Source organism: Pseudomonas sp. NPDC086566 (assembly GCF_050280885.1).
Lineage (GTDB): Bacteria > Pseudomonadota > Gammaproteobacteria > Pseudomonadales > Pseudomonadaceae > Aquipseudomonas > Aquipseudomonas vlassakiae.
Genome location: NZ_JBNNWD010000012.1, coordinates 111022 through 127678, shown reverse-complemented (window position 1 = coordinate 127678; position 16657 = coordinate 111022). Strand labels below are relative to the sequence as shown.

9 protein-coding genes are annotated in these 16657 nt (G+C 64.5%); 3 read left to right on the top strand and 6 right to left on the bottom strand.

Going from position 1 to position 16657, the window contains the following annotated elements; all coding sequences use genetic code 11:
- Positions 1-41 precede the first annotated feature (41 nt).
- From ACQKPS_RS24525 to ACQKPS_RS24510, 4 genes are all read right to left on the bottom strand, one after another.
- Positions 42-4628, bottom strand: a complete 4587-nt coding sequence (locus ACQKPS_RS24525) for an NEL-type E3 ubiquitin ligase domain-containing protein (RefSeq protein WP_427605773.1) — start codon at positions 4626-4628, stop codon at positions 42-44.
- 85 nt (positions 4629-4713) lie between these two features.
- The gene (locus ACQKPS_RS24520; RefSeq protein WP_427605772.1) at positions 4714-9255 is read right to left on the bottom strand and encodes an NEL-type E3 ubiquitin ligase domain-containing protein; all 4542 of its coding nucleotides are present in this window, start codon (positions 9253-9255) and stop codon (positions 4714-4716) included.
- 45 nt (positions 9256-9300) lie between these two features.
- Positions 9301-10323: an AraC family transcriptional regulator gene (locus ACQKPS_RS24515; protein WP_427605771.1), complete on the bottom strand. Its 1023-nt coding sequence runs from the start codon at positions 10321-10323 to the stop codon at positions 9301-9303.
- A 38-nt stretch (positions 10324-10361) separates the two neighbouring features.
- Entirely contained in the window at positions 10362-11225 is an 864-nt protein-coding gene (locus tag ACQKPS_RS24510) for a LysR substrate-binding domain-containing protein (protein ID WP_254484662.1), read from the bottom strand.
- Between the two features lie 112 nt (positions 11226-11337).
- Between ACQKPS_RS24510 and ACQKPS_RS24505 the strand changes: the two genes are divergently transcribed.
- Positions 11338-12444, top strand: coding sequence for a 2-aminoethylphosphonate--pyruvate transaminase (locus ACQKPS_RS24505; protein ID WP_254484660.1), 1107 nt, complete (start codon positions 11338-11340; stop codon positions 12442-12444).
- A gap of 34 nt (positions 12445-12478) precedes the next feature.
- The gene (gene phnX / locus ACQKPS_RS24500; protein ID WP_254484658.1) at positions 12479-13306 is read left to right on the top strand and encodes a phosphonoacetaldehyde hydrolase; all 828 of its coding nucleotides are present in this window, start codon (positions 12479-12481) and stop codon (positions 13304-13306) included.
- A gap of 126 nt (positions 13307-13432) precedes the next feature.
- On the opposite strand, the gene ACQKPS_RS24495 is transcribed toward phnX, so the two are convergent.
- Positions 13433-13993: an NADPH-dependent FMN reductase gene (locus ACQKPS_RS24495; RefSeq protein WP_254484656.1), complete on the bottom strand. Its 561-nt coding sequence runs from the start codon at positions 13991-13993 to the stop codon at positions 13433-13435.
- Between the two features lie 158 nt (positions 13994-14151).
- Between ACQKPS_RS24495 and ACQKPS_RS24490 the strand changes: the two genes are divergently transcribed.
- Positions 14152-14370, top strand: a complete 219-nt coding sequence (locus tag ACQKPS_RS24490) for a hypothetical protein (RefSeq protein ID WP_027919089.1) — start codon at positions 14152-14154, stop codon at positions 14368-14370.
- Here the strand turns inward: ACQKPS_RS24490 and ACQKPS_RS24485 are convergent.
- Entirely contained in the window at positions 14354-16603 is a 2250-nt protein-coding gene (locus tag ACQKPS_RS24485) for an Orn/Lys/Arg decarboxylase N-terminal domain-containing protein (protein ID WP_254484654.1), read from the bottom strand. The genes ACQKPS_RS24490 and ACQKPS_RS24485 overlap by 17 nt on opposite strands.
- Positions 16604-16657 lie beyond the last annotated feature (54 nt).

Genomic DNA, 16657 nt, shown 5'->3' with positions numbered 1-16657 from the left:
ATGTTCGCGCCACACCTGTGCCGCGGCAATGGCCAAAGCTGTCAATCTGGATGACCGGTTTGGCCGCTTGGCCGCGCTGGCGAGCGCGTCACAGGGGTCTGCAAGGCCTCTTGGGTCAGGCGCAGGGTCAAGGCACCCAGCGCCTGTTCACGTTCCTCGCGCAGCGCCCTGGCACGGCGCAGGTATTCGGGGTCACCGAGGCCCAGCTGACTGTCGTCGGGGGTTTGCCATTGGCTTTCGAGCGCGTCCCAGCGCCTCTGGAAATCGTCTTCGACCTCGGTGAATGCCTGGGTGTGCAAGGCGCGCAGCGAAGCGATCCAGAATTCCCGTTCGCTGATGAACACCGCTCGCGCCTGCGTGGCTTCGGCGTCGAGCACCGCCGTATAGGCCCTGTCGAGGTCGGCCTGGTCGACCCTGGCCAGCCCGCCGAACAACATTTCCCTGGGCTGGCCGAGCAAGTCAAGGCGACTGGCCAGGCCCACGCGGTAGGCCAGGCTGACTTCCACCTCTTCCTCGTCATGTTCGCCCCGCAGCCAGCGCCCATCTGCGTAGCGAGCGTCCATGTCGGCACGGGCCAGGCGTTCCACCTCGTGCAGCCTGAACAGCCGTTGCGCCAGCAACAGGCGCTCAGTGGCCGTGGCGGCCGGCTCGCCGTTGTGGGTGAACTGCGAGACATGCATGCCCACCTCGACCTGGCTGAAGCAATGCGCAGTGCTGTCTGCGCAGGTGCGCGGATCGGCCGCCAGGTCGAACAGGTCACGGCGCATGCGTGGGTCATCGCTCGCCGCAGCAATCACCTGCCACACCCGTCGCCCGGTCTCCCCAGGGGCGGCGCGGAATTCGGCGCTGTAGACATAGTCATCGAGCAGGCCGAAAAACGCGGCGCTGCCTTCCTCGGCGCGCAGTGCCTGCCATTGTCGTTGAGCCGCGCCACGGGCGTCATCGGCCAAGGCGCCCAACCAGCGGGCCTGAGACTGGCCCGTTTCGGGCTCGGTCGGCGAAGGCGGACGGCTGACCGGATCCGCCCCCAGTTGCTCGCGCAGCGCACCGGCCAGCGGGTTGCCGGAGAGCACCATCACCTGCCGGCGCCGCACGGGCGAACTGAGCAAGCTCAAAGGCAGTTCCCCGATCTGGTTGTTGCGCAGGTCGGCGTAGGTCAGGCGTTGGCAGCGCTCCAGCCCTTCGGGCATGTCACGCAGGCCGGTGCGGCGCAGGATCAACGACTCCAGGTGCTGCATGTCGCCCACCGACAGCACAGTCGTGCCGATCAGGTTGTCACTCAGGTCCAGACGGCGCAGCCCGGTCATGCCGGCGACGACCTCGGCCTGGGCAGCAGTCAGGCGGATCCGGTTGCCACTGAGGTTCAACTCCTCCAGCTCGCGCAAGCGCCCGAGGCCGGCAGGCAACATGCGCAGGTTGTTGTAGCTCAGGTCGAGCGTTCTCAGGCGCGGAAAGCTGCGCAGGAAGCCCGGCGGCAGCACTGCCAGCTGCAGGTTGCTCAGGTTCAGGCGGACGATATGGGCGAAATCAGTGTATGGCGGCAGCATCGGCAAGTCCCCCAGGGGCACCGATGTCACGGTCAGTCCAGTGCTCCAACCCGGCTCTCCCGCCCTGACGATGCGTGCCCCCTCCATCCGCCAGGCGCGGCGGAAGACGTCGCTGACCTGCACCCGCCGCTCACGCTGCAGGGGGTCGGTATGCCGGGCCCAGATTCGCAGGGTGTCGTCCAGGTGGTCGTACTCCATCTCCTGCATCAACAGGCTGCTGAACGGCGAGGACGAGCGCCGGTACATCATCTCCAGATAGCGCTCGACTTCATCCTCGGCAAAGCTCGGGTACAAATCGCGTATACGCCGACGCATGGTGCATTCCGGTGAATCCAGGCACGACAGCACCGGGCCCAACGGGTAGCCGATACGGCCGTCGCCGAATCGTTGCAAGGTGGCACCCTGCGGTCGCGCCTCGCGCCAGCCGAGCGTGTCCAGCAACGCCTTGCGCTCGCGCGGCAGCCAGCCCTGGACCTTGGCACGGATCTGCCCGGGCAGGTCCTCGCCCGCCACTTCCAGCTTCTGCAGGAAGCTGGGCGCCAGGGTGGCGGCCAGTACTTCGAACACACCGCCCGGCTCGGCCGCCTCCAGTTCGCTGGGCAGCCCACGCGCGTCGTAGAGCGTGAAGGCGCCGTCATTCCAGACCATGTCGAGGGACTGCCCCTCAGTGCCGAAGGCCGGCAGCAGGCGCTCGAGCACCGCGCCGCTTGAGGTGCGGTCGCGCAACACCAGGTTGATCTGGTCAGCGGCCAATCCCTGCTTCTGCGCCCAGGTGAACACCAGGCTGACCAGATCGTCACGGTAGCTGCCGCGCAGGTACAACGCCTCACGCAGGCGTACCAGGCGCACCTCCTGCAACATGGCACGTGCCCGCTGCGACAGCACCAGCGGCACCCGGTGATCTTCGAGCAGGGTCACGCGCATCTGCGGCGACGCGCCCTTGAGAATATCCAGCGCGTAGGCCTTCGGCAGCGACGGAAAGTGGCGCAGCAGCACCGCCATCGCCGGGTCGTCCGCCAGGTACTGTTCGGCGAAATGGTCGAGCATTGGCTGGCGCAGGGCATCAGCCTGGTCAGCGATCGCCTGCAGTTGCTCGTCATCAGTCAGTGCCTGCAGGTTCAGGCGTTCACGGCACCAGAGCAGGCGCTCGATGTAGCCGGGGCCTTCGTCGGAAGGGTTGAAGAACGCCTCGTTACGGGCTTGCACCGCGAACCGCTCGAGGGTGTCTCGCAAGGCCACCGGCAGCGGCCGACGCTCGACCAGCAAGCGCCGCAGGCCGTCTTCGTCGACACCGGCCACCACAAGTATCTGCTCGACGCGTTCGGCATCCAGCAACCTGGCAGCTGGCCACAGGCGGGTCAACAATCGCCCCTGGCCCTGCCATTCAAGGGGCCGCTCGCTGCTCAGCCACCAGCCGCGCTCGGCATTGCCACGCAGCGGCGGCCCGTAGGTCCCGGGCCCTTCGTCATGCAGCAGGCGCCAGCTGCCGCGGGCATCCTGACGCACGCGGTAGAAGGTTCCTTCGTTGTGCCACCAATGCCCTTGACCGCCCACGAACAAGCCATCATCGCCCTCGCTCAGGGCCATGCCGGCAGGCGCCCGCCGGTAACGCGCGAGGTCGTTGCGCCACAGCCGTTGCGTGCCGGCTTCGGTGGTCACCGGTTCCAGCGACTCGACAAAGGCGCTACGGGCCGTGTGCACGCCCAGTGACACCGCGCCAAGCAGTGCGACAGACGTCAGCACCTCGAGCAGGTGTGTCAGGGCCTCGTGGCGGTGCCCTTGGGACCAGTCGCTGACACCTTCGTAGACCTCGTCGAGCAATTGCCTGGCCATGTCGACCAGCAACAGGGCACCGATCACCGGCACGAACAAGCCTGCTAGGCTGAGCAGTGCCAGACCGGCGCTTTCCAGCCTGGCCAGCCGCTCATCCGCCGCTGCACGGTCCGCCATCGCCGTGGGCACGGCCAGCAAGCGCGCATCCGCTTTCATCCGCTTTACGTGCCAGTCGGCCAGGCTGACGAACAGGTTGCCGCTGACCGTCAGCCGCTGCGCCTGCACGTCTGGCTCAGGGTCGCTCAACCGGGTAGCGAGCAAACTCAGATACCCGGCACGCTCGCTCAATTCGATGCGCTGGGCCAAGGCCTGTTTGAAACCGTCATCAGCCAACGCCTCGACCAGCGCCAAGTTGACCGCGGCCCAATCGGTGAATCGGCGCAATGGCTGAGTGCCGAACCCCGGCAGGTAAAGAATCACCGCTTTCAGGCTGTCGGGCGGCCCGGCGGGAAAGTCCGATTGGCGCCGGGGCGGCTCGCGCAGCTCGTAGGCAACGGCCCCGTCCACCCGGCAACCCAGGATTTGCAGGCCTTTGCCGGTCGCAGTCCAACCTTGCGCATGGTGAGCCTGCTTGCCCTGGGCCAGCAGGCGCAGCAGCTTCACATCGTTGTTGTCGAGCTGCCCCCTGATTGCCGCGAACTCGACGGCCAGCGCCAGTTCATGGCGTTTGTCGGCAGCCAGGGCGGCAGCAAATGCGGGGCTCAGCACCTGCTCCAGATGCGCCTGATAAGCGCCACCGACATCCTGCTCGCGGCTCAGCTGGGCCAGTGAAGCGGTGTCGGCGGTCAGAGTCTGGGTCGGCGCGTTGCCGATCGGGGCCGCCTTGAGTACTACCGTCTCGCTGTCGAACGATTCACCCGGCTTGAAGTTCTGCAGCAGCTTCTGCAACAGCGGCTGGTCAACGAAGCGGGTTTCGAAGTCCGGCGGCAGCAAGCCCGGGATCGGCTGGAACGGCCTTTCGGTGACCCGTATGCGCTTTTCGCGCCACAGGGCCGTGGCGAAATCGACCTGTACGCCCAGCTTCGTCTTGATAGCCGGCTGCAGACGGTCCTTGGCAAAGCGGTCAAGCGGCTGCAGTTGCTTGAACATGTCAGCCATCTGCCGCTGGCTGTCCTGGTGGGCGAGCACGGCGGAACGCAGGGCCTTGATCTGCGCCTGACTGGCGCCCTTCAGCCAGCCGGGCAGGTTCTTGACGATGAAGTCGTTGGCGGGATACGGGTACTGGGGGTATTTGTTGGCATGGGGCACAAGCTGCATCCTGTGGTTTTGACGGGATGTCAGCTTGTTCGTGCCCCCACAAGACTTGCAGACGGAAGCCTTGCCGCGCTGCCCGCTAGCGTTCAGGCTCGCTGGTTCGCCCCTGCGCGTGTTCGCCTCGGGCTTGCAACACCTCCTTGGTCAACAGCACCCTCAGGCGCGAGAGTTCGGCATTGCGACGCGCATCCAGGGTCGTCCAGCGTTCCAGATACTGCTCGCTGGTCAGCCCCTCCTGGTCCACCAGCGCGCCAGCCCTGGCAGCATATTCATCGGTAATGGCCTTGAACTGCGCCTCGTTCTGCTCCTGTGCTTCCAGCCAATGACTCCAGAATACCTGTTCACTCAGGAACCAGGCCTGGGCCTCAAGGGTTTGCGCGGCCTTCACATGAGCACGCGCCTCGTCGAGTTTCGCCTTGCTGACCTCGCCAAGCCTTGCAAATGTCATCGAACGGGGCTGACCTGGCAATTTCAGTTCCTTGGCCAGCGTGACCAGGTAATAGAGGCTGGCCTCGACTTGGTCAAGTTCAGGATCAACCAACAGCCGTGCCGCTATATCCTCCCTGATGAACGCTTTCAGCGCATCGAGCCTGAACAGTCCCAGGCCCAGTTCGAGTAACGCAGCTTTCTGACCTTCCGGGGCACGATCCGCCTTGGCCACCAGGGCGTGCACTTGCAGCTCGCTGAAGCGCTCCGCGACGTTGTCGACGCAGGTGGTGTCTTCGCTGGCAAGGGTGTTGATCGCCTGAGCCAGCTCGGCATCGTCATCCATGGCCTCCAGCAGCGCCCATACACGCGTCGTCAGGTCCTCGCGATAAGCCGCATTGAGGTAATCCGCGCTGTCCTGCAACCTTTTCAGCAGGTTGAGCAAACTCGCCTGATTGTCGCCAGTAAACAAACGGTCCCACCGCGCCGCCTGCTCAGCGGAGGCCTGTGGGCCCAACCAAACCTGGCGGGCTGACCGTTGGATGCCGGGCGTCCCTGCGTCGTGGTGCAGCTCATGACGAGGGCGGGCACGCAAGCGATTCAATTGCTCCAGGGCGATGGAATTGTGGTCCAGCCGGAGCGCCGATCGGAAGCCAGAAGGCATGCGCATGATCGTATCGGGTATCTCGCTCAGCTGGTTCGAACGCAAGTCCACAAATCTCAACATCCAGCAATATTCCAGGCCGACAGGCCACTCCAGCAGGCGGCAATGACCGAGGTAAAGGTGCGTCAGTACCGGCGCCTGGTGGAAATGCAAGGTCATCCGGCGCAGGGGATTGTAGCTGAGGTCCAGGGACGTCAGACGTGTGAGTTCAGCCAAGGCATTACGCCCTTGCTCGTCGAGACGGATACTGTTGTGGGACAGCTGCAGGGTTTCCAGCCGCGTCAGGTATTCGATCCCTTCAGGCACGGCGGTCAGGCGGTTCCTTGCCAGGTTCAGCCGGCGCAGCTGCCCGAAGCAACTGAAGAATGCCTTTGGCATCGACTGCAGGGGTGTGTTGACCATGACCAGGGTAGTGACATGGGTGAAGTCGATGCCGTGGTGCAGTTGCGGCAGGCTAGTCACCTGGTGGCCGCTGAGGTCCAGCAGCAAGCCGTGACCCCGCTGTTGCTCGGCATCGATTGGCAATTGTCGGCGCCAGGCGGCGCGCATGCTGCGCGCAAATTGCCGACGCGCCGCTTGTTCATGGTCGGCCGCGTCCGCGACCCACGCGTCAAGTTGGCCATTGAGCAAACGGAAGTTCTGTTCCTCGAACAGCAGCGTGTCGAACGGCCGGTCACTGCCCATGATCCGCTGCACATGTTCATCCATCAGCCTGGGAGAGTCGCCTGCGTAGAGTTCTGCAAGGCGCCGCCGTATGCGCAATTCGGGCGCCCACTCACGCGAGTTGCCCCCGCCCAGCAAATAACCCACCCTACCGTCAGGCAGACGTTGCCCCGGGTTGAACCAGCCCTTGCGCGCCACCCAGCCGAACAGTCGAAGGAGTTTTTCGCGATCGACCGGCAACTGGTCGACTACCTTGCGCCGCAATGCTGCGGCCTGCCCTGTGCTGCCCAGGCCCAGGCCGAGGCGTTGCTCGGCGCTGAGCAGGGTGGTGATCACCTGAAACAGATCATCCGGCTCGGTGCTTTGTTGCTCCAGCGCCACACCACGCTCATCGTGGAGAGTGAATCGGCCGTCCTTGTGCACCAGAATCGACTGGGTCGTCTCTGCCGATTGCGAATTGAGCACAGCCAGCAAGCGGCCTGACGAAGACCGCTCACGCAGCTCCAGGCGCGCAGCGTAGGACCAGTGGTCAAGGCGCGACAGCACCCCGAACACGACCTCACCGGTCACATTGTTGTAGGCATTGCGCAGCATCAGCCCTTGCTGGGCACGATTGAGCCTGGCCAGCTGCTGTAACGAGCGAGCCTGGGTCGATACCGACAAAGACAGGCGCCGCTGCAGCTCGACCTCTTCCCGTTCGGAGAGGCTCAGCCGAGCCGCCAGTTCGCTTGCATAATCGGGGGCAAGGTCTGGAAAGTCACGCAGGATCAGCTGCACTGCTGGGTCTGTGCCTGCGTCCAGCTGGGTGAGATAGCCGAACAACCCTTGCCGCAAGCGTGGTGCATGCTGCTCGATGGCGCTGGCCAGGTCGCTGTCCTTCACCTCGGCCAGCACCGGCTGCTGCCGGCACCAGTCATGCAGCTGCGGGTCACTGATCTCGCCCGTACTGGAGTGCAGTGCTTCAAAAAAGCGATTGATGCGTGCGTCGGCGGCAAATGCGCGCAGGGTGCTGCGCAGGTTGACCGGCAATTCCCGGTTCTCGACCAGGATGCCGCGCAATTCATCCAGATCGCAGCATGCCGCCTGCAGCACCCACTGCCCGGTTTGCTGATCGAGCGGCTGACGTTGTGGCCATAACCGGTCGAGCATCATGGCGGCATCATTCCACATCAGCGGCGTCTCGCCTGGCAAGCGCCAGAACCGCTCGCCGTTACGCTCGACCACTGGCCCATAAGCCTCAGGCCGCTGCGGATGACGAATGCGCCATGGGCCGTTTTCGGTGGGCTGGTGCACCTCGTAGAAATACCGATCCATACGCATCCAGCGACGTTCGCCGAGGTGATAGAGGCCATCACCTTGAAGCTCTGCGCCCTCGGCTGACGTGCGGTACATGCTGAGGTCAGCGCTCCACAACCGCCCCTCGGCCCTCGTCCCGGTGCTGACTGCTTCAAGGCCATCGACAAAGGTGCTGCGGGTGAAGTGCCGCAGCGCCACGCCGGCCCCGGCCACCACCCCGGTCGTAGCCGCAGCCGCCGCCAGGGTTTCGGCAACGTTCAGCACATGTTCCAGCGCCTCATGATCATGCCCTTTGGCCCAATCCACGGTCCCTTCGAACACGTCGCCACACACCTGCGTGAGCATCTGCGCCAACAACAAGGCGCCGACTTCCGGGATAAAGAACCCGGCCAGGTTGGCCAGCTGCCAGCCAAGCCCCTTCCAGGCCTCGAGACGCTCCTTGCTGGCCATGGCGTTGGCGTCTGCCGTGGACACCAGCAATACCTTGGCATCGTCCTCGACGCGATTGATCTGGTCCTTTGCCCAGCGCTCAAAGACTGGCGCCGTACCGGTTTCACCCTCTATTTCCAGGTCAGGCACTTTATCGCGAAGGCGATTGCGCAGTGTGTGGGTGAACGCCTTGCGGTCGCGCAACGCGATCAATTGAATGAAAGCGTTCATGTACTGCGCATCGCGCAGGTCGGCGACCAGCGCCGCGCTCAGTGCCTGGCTGGAGGCGTACCAGCGCAGCGGTTCGACCGGGTCGCCCGGAAGATAGGCCACCACACCTCGGTCACTGTCATCAGGCCCTCGCAGCTGCACGAGCAGGGCCTCATGGAGTCGCACCTTCATCATCGACATCAGCCCGGGATAGGCGGTGAGCCCTGATTCGGCGTGTGTGCCACTGATGTAGCCTTGCAGCGCAGCCTTGGTATCGGCATCAATGGCCTTCTTGAGGAACGCGATGTGCACGGCAAGCTTGAAACCTTCCTGCTTGTCCTTGGCCAGCAGTGCCTGGTGCTTGCCGAAGGTATCGTGCAGCAGTGCCTGATAACGGCGCCCCGCATCCAGCTCGCGGCAGGCCTTGACCAGAGCCTCCAGGTCGCCGGATAGCACCTTGCTGGTACCGCGTGCAACCAGCCCGCTGCCACTCAACGGCGTGGCCCCCACGCCAAAGTTCTGCATCAGCCGCAGCAGGCCAGGCTCCAGCCGGAAGTCGGAATCGACATAGGGTGGCTGGTCGCTGATCCCGCGGATCAATTGCTGCCGCCAGTCCAGCGTATCCAGGCGCTGATCGGCTGGCAGCAGACCTTTCAGCGCCCGGGAAAACTGCTGCCGCGCATACTCAGGCACGGACACGGCAGCGGCCGTGGCTTGGCGCCAGGCATCCTGGCTGGCTTTATGGGCGGCAAACAAGCTGCGCAGGGTGCTGATATCCTGCGCTGAGGCATCCTTGAGCCACTGCGGCAGCCGCTGGTGGATGAACGCATCCTGCGCCCGCCGTACGTCTTCATCCGTCGGCAGGGTCTGGTTGATCGATAGAGCCGGGAAGTTGCGCACGATGTGCTCCACGTCGCTGAAAAGGGCGAGCACTCTTCCATGTGCTGCCTGCCGTTTTCAGAGGGAAGCGGGCACCGTTCAGTTGCGGCTGCCGCGCGCCTGGATCAACGTGCGGTAGTGCCCTGGGTTGCAGCCGAACCATTTGCGGAAGGCCTTGTAGAACGAACTGCTGTCGGCAAAGCCCAGGCGCTCGGCGATTTCGCCCATGGCGGGCTCTTCCTGGCTCAGCCAGGCAATTGCCAGCTCGCGCCGGACGCTGTCCTTGAGCCCTTGATAGGTCTGCCCCTCCTCGGCCAGGCGCCGGCGCAGGGTTGACGGCGACAGGCACAACTGGCACGCCAGGGTATCGCCGTCGGGCCATTGCCCAGGCGCCAACTGCAGCAGGTCGCTGCGGATACGCCGGCCGAGGCTGGCCGGGTCGCGGTACTTCACCAGAATGTTGCCGGGGGCTTCGGAAAGAAAGCGTTGCAACTCTTCCGGCGTGCGCTTGAGCGGCAGTTCGAGGCTGTCGGCGGCGATGATCATGCGCGTGCGCGGTCGCTCGAACTGCAGGTTTTCCGAGAACATCACCCGGTAGTCGTCACAGAACGGTGGTTCGCTGCAGCGCAGGTCGATGGCCAGGATCGGGATGCGCCGCCCAGCCAGCCAGCAGGCCACACCGTGCACGATCATCCAGAAGGTGAAATAGGTGAAGGCGCGCCGCGGTGCATCGCGAGGCTCGTTGATGACGATTTCGGCCAGGCCGTGCTGGCGCACCAGGCTCGGCTGCAAGTCTTCGAGCATCAGCGAGAGGAACCCCAAAGCCGTATCCAGCCCCGCGCCCAGCGTCGGCTGAGCCATGCTCGCCCGGCACATGAAGGCCAGGCTGCCAGCGCGCAGGCCTCGTGGGTCCATGGCGAAGAACTCGTCGTTGCAGCGCCTGGCCAACAAGCGCCACAACCGCGCATAGGCCTGGGCGCTGACCCGGGCGGTGGGGATCTGCAACTGCCCAGCGTCAATCCCCGCGCGGGCCAGTAGGCCGGCATCGGGCTCACCCGCCGGGCAGGTCTGCAACAGCGCTTCGCGCACCAGTTGCATGGAGATGGTGTCTTTTTCGCTCATTGGCATTCCAGTGACTGCTGCAGGCATGTTAAGACGGCTCAGAGGCTGGCCGCCAGGCCCAGGAATGCCTGGATCAGGCGCAACTCGCGGCGCCGCTCCAGGCAGCCGACCACGTGCTGGTTGAGCAAGCCCTGCCCGGCCAAGGGCCGCGCCACCACGCGCGGATCGTTGGCCACTTCGGTCGATGACACCACACCAATACCCAGCTGCGACGCCACCGCCTCGGTCACTGCCTCACGGCTATCCAGCTCCAGCTGCACCCGAGGCTGCACGCCGGCCGCGCTGCAGGCCTTGTCGAAGGTACGGCGCGTCGTCGAACTGGGTTCGCGCAGGACCATGATCTGCTGGTGCAACTCAGTCAATGGCAGGTCGTTTGCCGACTGCGCCCAAGGATGGCCGGCTGGCAACAAGGCGCACAGGCGGGACTCGCAAAGGTTCTGCAGGTACAGGCCCTTGCGCGGCTCGATCTCGGTCAGCACGGCGACATCGGCATGCTCGCTGAGCAACGCCGCCAAGGTCTCCTGGGCATTGCCCAGGCGCAGGTTGACGGTAATCCCTGGGTAGCGCTCGCGCAGCAGCGCCAGCATCGGCATGACCCGGTGCGGGCCGTCTGCAGCCACCTCCAGGCGCCCGGTCAGCAGCTGCCGATTGGCTTCGAGCATGGCCTGCGCCTCCTCGGCCAGGCTGAACATGGCCCGCGTGATCGCCGCCAGGCGGGTACCCTCTTCGGTCAGTTCCACCCGCCGCGCGGTGCGCCGCAGCAAGGTGATCTGGTAATGCTCCTCCAGCGCCTTGACGTGCCCGGTCACCGCCGGCTGGCTGATGAACAGGCGCGCGGCGGCGCGGGTGAAGCTGCCTTCACGGGCGACGGCATCGAAGGCACGCAGCTGGAACAGGTTCATATCTATCGGCCTTACTTATAGCTCGGATAACGACAAACAATTTGATTGATGGCAGTGCGAATTGCAACCTAGGCCTCGTAGTTTCAGCCCACCGCTTGCGAGGAATAACGGAATGAGCAACGCCCCGATCCTGCTGACCCCCGGCCCCCTGACCACATCAATCCGCACCCGCCAAGCCATGCTGGTGGACTGGGGCTCGTGGGACCGCGACTTCAACCAACTGACCGCCAGTGTCTGCGAGCAACTGCTGGCGATCATCGACGGCAGCGCCAGCCACCACTGCGTGCCCCTGCAAGGCAGCGGCACCTTTGCCGTGGAAGCGGCCATCGGCACCCTCGTGCCGCGTGACGGCAAGGTCCTGGTACTGATCAACGGCGCTTATGGTCAGCGCCTGGCGAAGATCTGCAAAGTGCTGGGCCGCGCCTTCAGCACCTTCGAGACCGCCGAGGACCAACCGACCACCGCCGCAGACGTCGACCGCCTGCTGGCCGCCGACCCGGCCGTCACCCACGTGGCGCTGATCCACTGCGAAACCAGTACCGGTATCCTCAACCCGCTGCCGGAAATCGCCCAAGTGGTCAAAAGCCGCGGCAAACGCCTGATCATCGACGCCATGAGTTCGTTCGGTGCCTTGCCGATCGACGCCCGCGAGATCCCCTTCGAGGCGCTGATCGCTGCCTCCGGCAAGTGCCTGGAAGGCGTGCCCGGCATGGGCTTCGTGTTTGCCGAGAAAACCGCCCTGGCCGCCGCCGAAGGCAACGCCCACTCGCTGGCCATGGACCTGCACGACCAGCACGCCTACATGGCCAAGACCGGCCAGTGGCGCTTCACCCCGCCGACCCATGTGGTCGCCGCCCTGCACGAAGCGCTGCAACAGTACAACGAGGAAGGCGGCCTGGCCGCCCGCCACCAGCGGTATGCCGACAACTGCAAGACCTTGCTCGACGGCATGGCCGCCATCGGCCTGCGCAGCTTCCTGCCGGCCGAGATCCAGGCACCGATCATCGTCACTTTCCACGCACCGAACGATGCCCGCTACCAGTTCAAGGACTTCTACGAGCGGGTCAAGGCCAAGGGCTTCATCCTCTACCCGGGCAAACTGACCCAGGTCGAAACGTTCCGCGTCGGCTGCATTGGCGTGGTCGGTGCCGACGGCATGCAGGCTGCCGTGAATGCCGTGGCCGAAGTGCTGCGGGAAATGGAAGTACTGGACATCTAACCCTTTGCCCACCCGATTTCAGGAACCCGCTCACATGAACTACAGCAATCCTACCCAGCTGCAAGCCGCCATCCTCGACTGGGCCGGCACCGTGGTCGACTTCGGCTCCTTCGCCCCGACCCAGATCTTCGTCGAAGCCTTTGCCGAGTTCGATGTACAGGTCTCCATCGAGGAAGCCCGTGGCCCGATGGGGATGGGCAAGTGGGATCACATTCGCACCCTGTGCGATGTGCCAGAGATCGCCGAGCGCTACCGCAAGGTGTTCGGCCGCACCCCGACCGACGATGACGTTACCGCCATCTACAACCGCTTCATGCCGCTGCAGATCGAGAAAATCGCCGTGCACTCGGCATTGATCCCCGGCGCCCTCGACACCCTCACCGGCCTGCGCCAGGGCGGCCTGAAGATCGGTTCTTGCTCGGGCTACCCGAAGGTGGTGATGGACAAGGTCGTGGAGCTGGCTGCGCACAACGGCTACGTCGCCGACCACGTGGTGGCCACCGACGAAACCCCGAATGGCCGCCCATGGCCGGCCCAGGCACTGGCCAACGTGATTGCCCTGGGGATCGATGATGTGGCGGCGTGCGTGAAGGTCGACGACACCGTGCCAGGCATCCTCGAAGGCCGCCGTGCCGGCATGTGGACCGTGGCCCTGGTGTGCTCGGGCAATGCCCTGGGGCTGACCTGGGAAGGTTACCAGGCGTTGAGCGCAGAAAAACTGGAGAGCGAGCGCAAGCGCATTCATCAGCTGTTTGCCGGCTCGCGCCCTCATTATCTGATCGATACCATCAACGAGCTGCCGGAGGTGGTGGCCGATATCAACCGCCGCCTGGCCAAGGGCGAGATGCCGCAGGCCTTCTGACAGAGCGGTGTCTGGCCATTCGCGGGTAAACCCGCTCCCACAGGTTCGGTGTTGCACTGACGTGCAGCGCTGTACTGTGGGAGCGGGTTTACCCGCGAATGCGTCAGGTCAGGCAACAACGATGGATCAGACCGCGCGGTTCAACTTCACCCAGGAAGCGAACTTGTCGATGAAGCCCTGCAGGAATGGCCGGGTCTTGTCACTGAGCTTGCCCGCCTCATCGAACAGGTTGGCCGCCCCGCCGATATACGCCTCGGGCATCTGCATGCATGGCATGTCGAGGAACACCAGCGACTGGCGCACCGCATGATTGGCACCAAACCCGCCGATGGCCCCGGGCGACACACTGGCCACCGCCGTCGGCTTGCCGCTCCACGCGCTTTGCCCATACGGCCGCGACCCCACGTCGATGGCATTCTTCAAACAGCCCGGCACCGAACGGTTGTATTCCGGGGTGACGAACAGCACCGCATCGCTACGGCGGATCTCATCGCGAAAACGCTTCCACGCCTCGGGCACCCCCTCGGCCTCGACGTCCTCGTTGTACAGCGGCAGGTCGCCGATCTCGACAATCTTCAGGGCAAGGCTGGACGGTGCCAGCTCCGAAAGTGCGCGGGCAACCTTGCGGTTGTAGGAGTCCTTGCGCAAGCTGCCGACGACAACCGCTACCGAATACACCTGGCTCATGGCGTTATCCATCCGTTGCTGGAGAAAGGGACGTCTGTAGTTATAGATGACCGTTCCTCGGCGGCGGGGATTTTTTTCCAGGCTGTGAAAACTTCCAGGTACCTTTTACGGTCTATCCCTGCAGACATTTCCCACGTAATTCAGAGGTTTTCACCCAAATGGCAGCAGTAATGGTCGGCCAGTTCCACGCCCGAGACGCCGAAGGCCGTATCTACCCCGTGCACGAGTTCCAGGAGTCCACCCTCCAGGCGGACGGCAGCGCGCTGGGTGCCCCGATCACTACTTACCGCCTGGCCATCGGCGATCGCGTCAACCACTTGGGTGAAAACCGCTTCGAACTGGCACAGACCGGCGTCGAGATCATTCGCATTCCTTGATGCAATCGACCGTGTATTGGCCGCTCTCATTCTGCAGCCCATGCACATCCGCGACGAAGCCCGGGAAACCGCTGTTGAACGCCCGGGCGAACGCCAGGTAATCGAGGATCGAGCGGGTTGCCTCGGTGAACCGCTCGCCCGGCATGATCAGCGCGATCCCCGGTGGGTATGGCACCAGCATCACTGCTGCAACACGACCCAGCAGGGCCTCGATCGGCACTGCCTCCACCTCCCCGCGCACCATCTGGTCATAGGCCTGGGCCGGGCTCACGGCCACCTCCGGCAACCGCGTGAACAACCGCTTGAGCTGCTTGGCCGTGGCATTGGCGCGGTAGCAGTCATGCAGCTGGTCGCACAGGTCGCGCAGGCCCAGCCCTTGGTAACGAGCGGCATCGATCGCAACGATGCTTGGCAAGCAGCTACTGAGCGCTGTGTTGCCGTCGTAATGGCGTTTGAACTCCAGCAACTCGGTGAGCAGCGTGCTCCACTTGCCCTTGGTGATACCCATCGAGAACAGCACCAGGAAGCTGTACAGGCCGGTCTTCTCTACCACCAACCCGCGCTCCCAAAGAAACTTGCTGACCACCGCCGCCGGGATACCGTGCTCACCCAATATGCCGTCAGCGCTCAGCCCAGGCATCACCAAGGTCACCTTCAGCGGGTCGAGCAGGACATAGTCGTCCGCCACGTCGCCAAAACCATGCCACTCGGCGCCCGGTTGCAGCAGCCAGTCCTGCGCCGCCAGGCGCTGGATGCCTTCCGCCGCTGGCGGCTGCCAGATGCTGAACCACCAGTCTTCGGCGGCGATGTGCTCGCGCAGATTGGCCAGCGCACGGCGGAAACTCAAGGCTTCGTCGAACATCTCCTGCAGCAGCGATTGGCCGGCCGGGCCCTCCATCATGGCCGAAGCCACATCCAGCGAGGCGAGCATGCTGTATTGCGGCGAGGTGGAGATATGCATCATGAACGCCTCATTGAAGCGGTCGCGATCCAGCTGACGCTGGGCACCATCCTGCACGTGAATCATCGAGGCCTGGCTGAAGGCGGCCAGCAGCTTGTGAGTGGAATGGGTACTGAACACCAGCGGGCTGCCCTCGCTGCACACGGTACCCATGGCGTAGCGGCCCTCGAAGAACGGGTGAAACGCCGCATAGGCGAACCAGGCCTCGTCGAAATGCAGCACCTCGACGCTGGCGCCCAGTGCCAACTTGATCAACCCGGCGTTGTAGCACAGCCCGTCGTAGGTGGAGTTGGTCACCACCGCCAGCTTGATCCGCGGCTCACGCCCCTTGGCCAGGGGGTTGGCCAGCACCTTGGCCGTGATCGACTCTGGGCTGAACTCGCTGAGCGGTATCGGGCCGATGATTCCCAGCTCGTTGCGTTCGGGGCACAGGTAGAGGGGGATGGCGCCGGTCATGATGATGGCGTGGACCACCGACTTGTGGCAGTTGCGGTCCACCAGCACCAGGTCATCGCGGCCGACCATTGCGTGCCAGACGATCTTGTTGGCGGTAGAAGTGCCATTGATGACGAAGAACGTGTGGTCGGCGCCAAAGTTGCGCGCGGCACGCGCCTCGGCCGCGGCCAAGGGGCCGGTGTGGTCGAGCAGCGAGCCCAGCTCCGGCACTGACACGGACAAGTCCGAGCGCAGGGTATTTTCGCCGAAGAACTGGTGGAATGCCTGGCCTACCGGGCTCTTGCGGTAGGCCACACCGCCGCCGTGGCCGGGGGTGTGCCATGAATAGTTGGATTGTGCGGTGTGCTGCACCAGGGCCTTGAAGAACGGCGGCAGCAGGCCATCCAGGTAGTTGTGCGCGGCACGCGCCACCTGACGGGCGAGAAACGGCACAGTGTCCTCGAACAGGTAGAGAATGCCGCGCAGCTGGTTGAGTTCGCTCATGGTCTCGGCCGGCGCGCTCTCCAGGGTGACCTGTTCACCCAGGGCGAAGATCGGCAGGTCGGGCGCACGCAGCCGGGCCAGGCGTATCAGCTCGGCCATGTTCTGCAGCAGGTGGGTGCTGTCGCCGACGCCCTCGGCGGCGATCAGCATGCAGGCCAGGCCATGGTGGGTGGTGGCGACCAGCCGCGCTTCGGTGTGATCGGCGGCCTTGATGATGGCGAAGCCGTCCTGGCTCAGTTCCTCGGCGATGCCGCGGATGCGCTCGCCGGCAACGCTGTCGGCCTTGATCGCACGGTGGACGATGAGGATCGGGAACTTGAGGTCCTTGTACATCCGGCAACTACCTCCGCAGGACTTGTTGTCCTATTGAGGGTAGTAGGCCCTGTG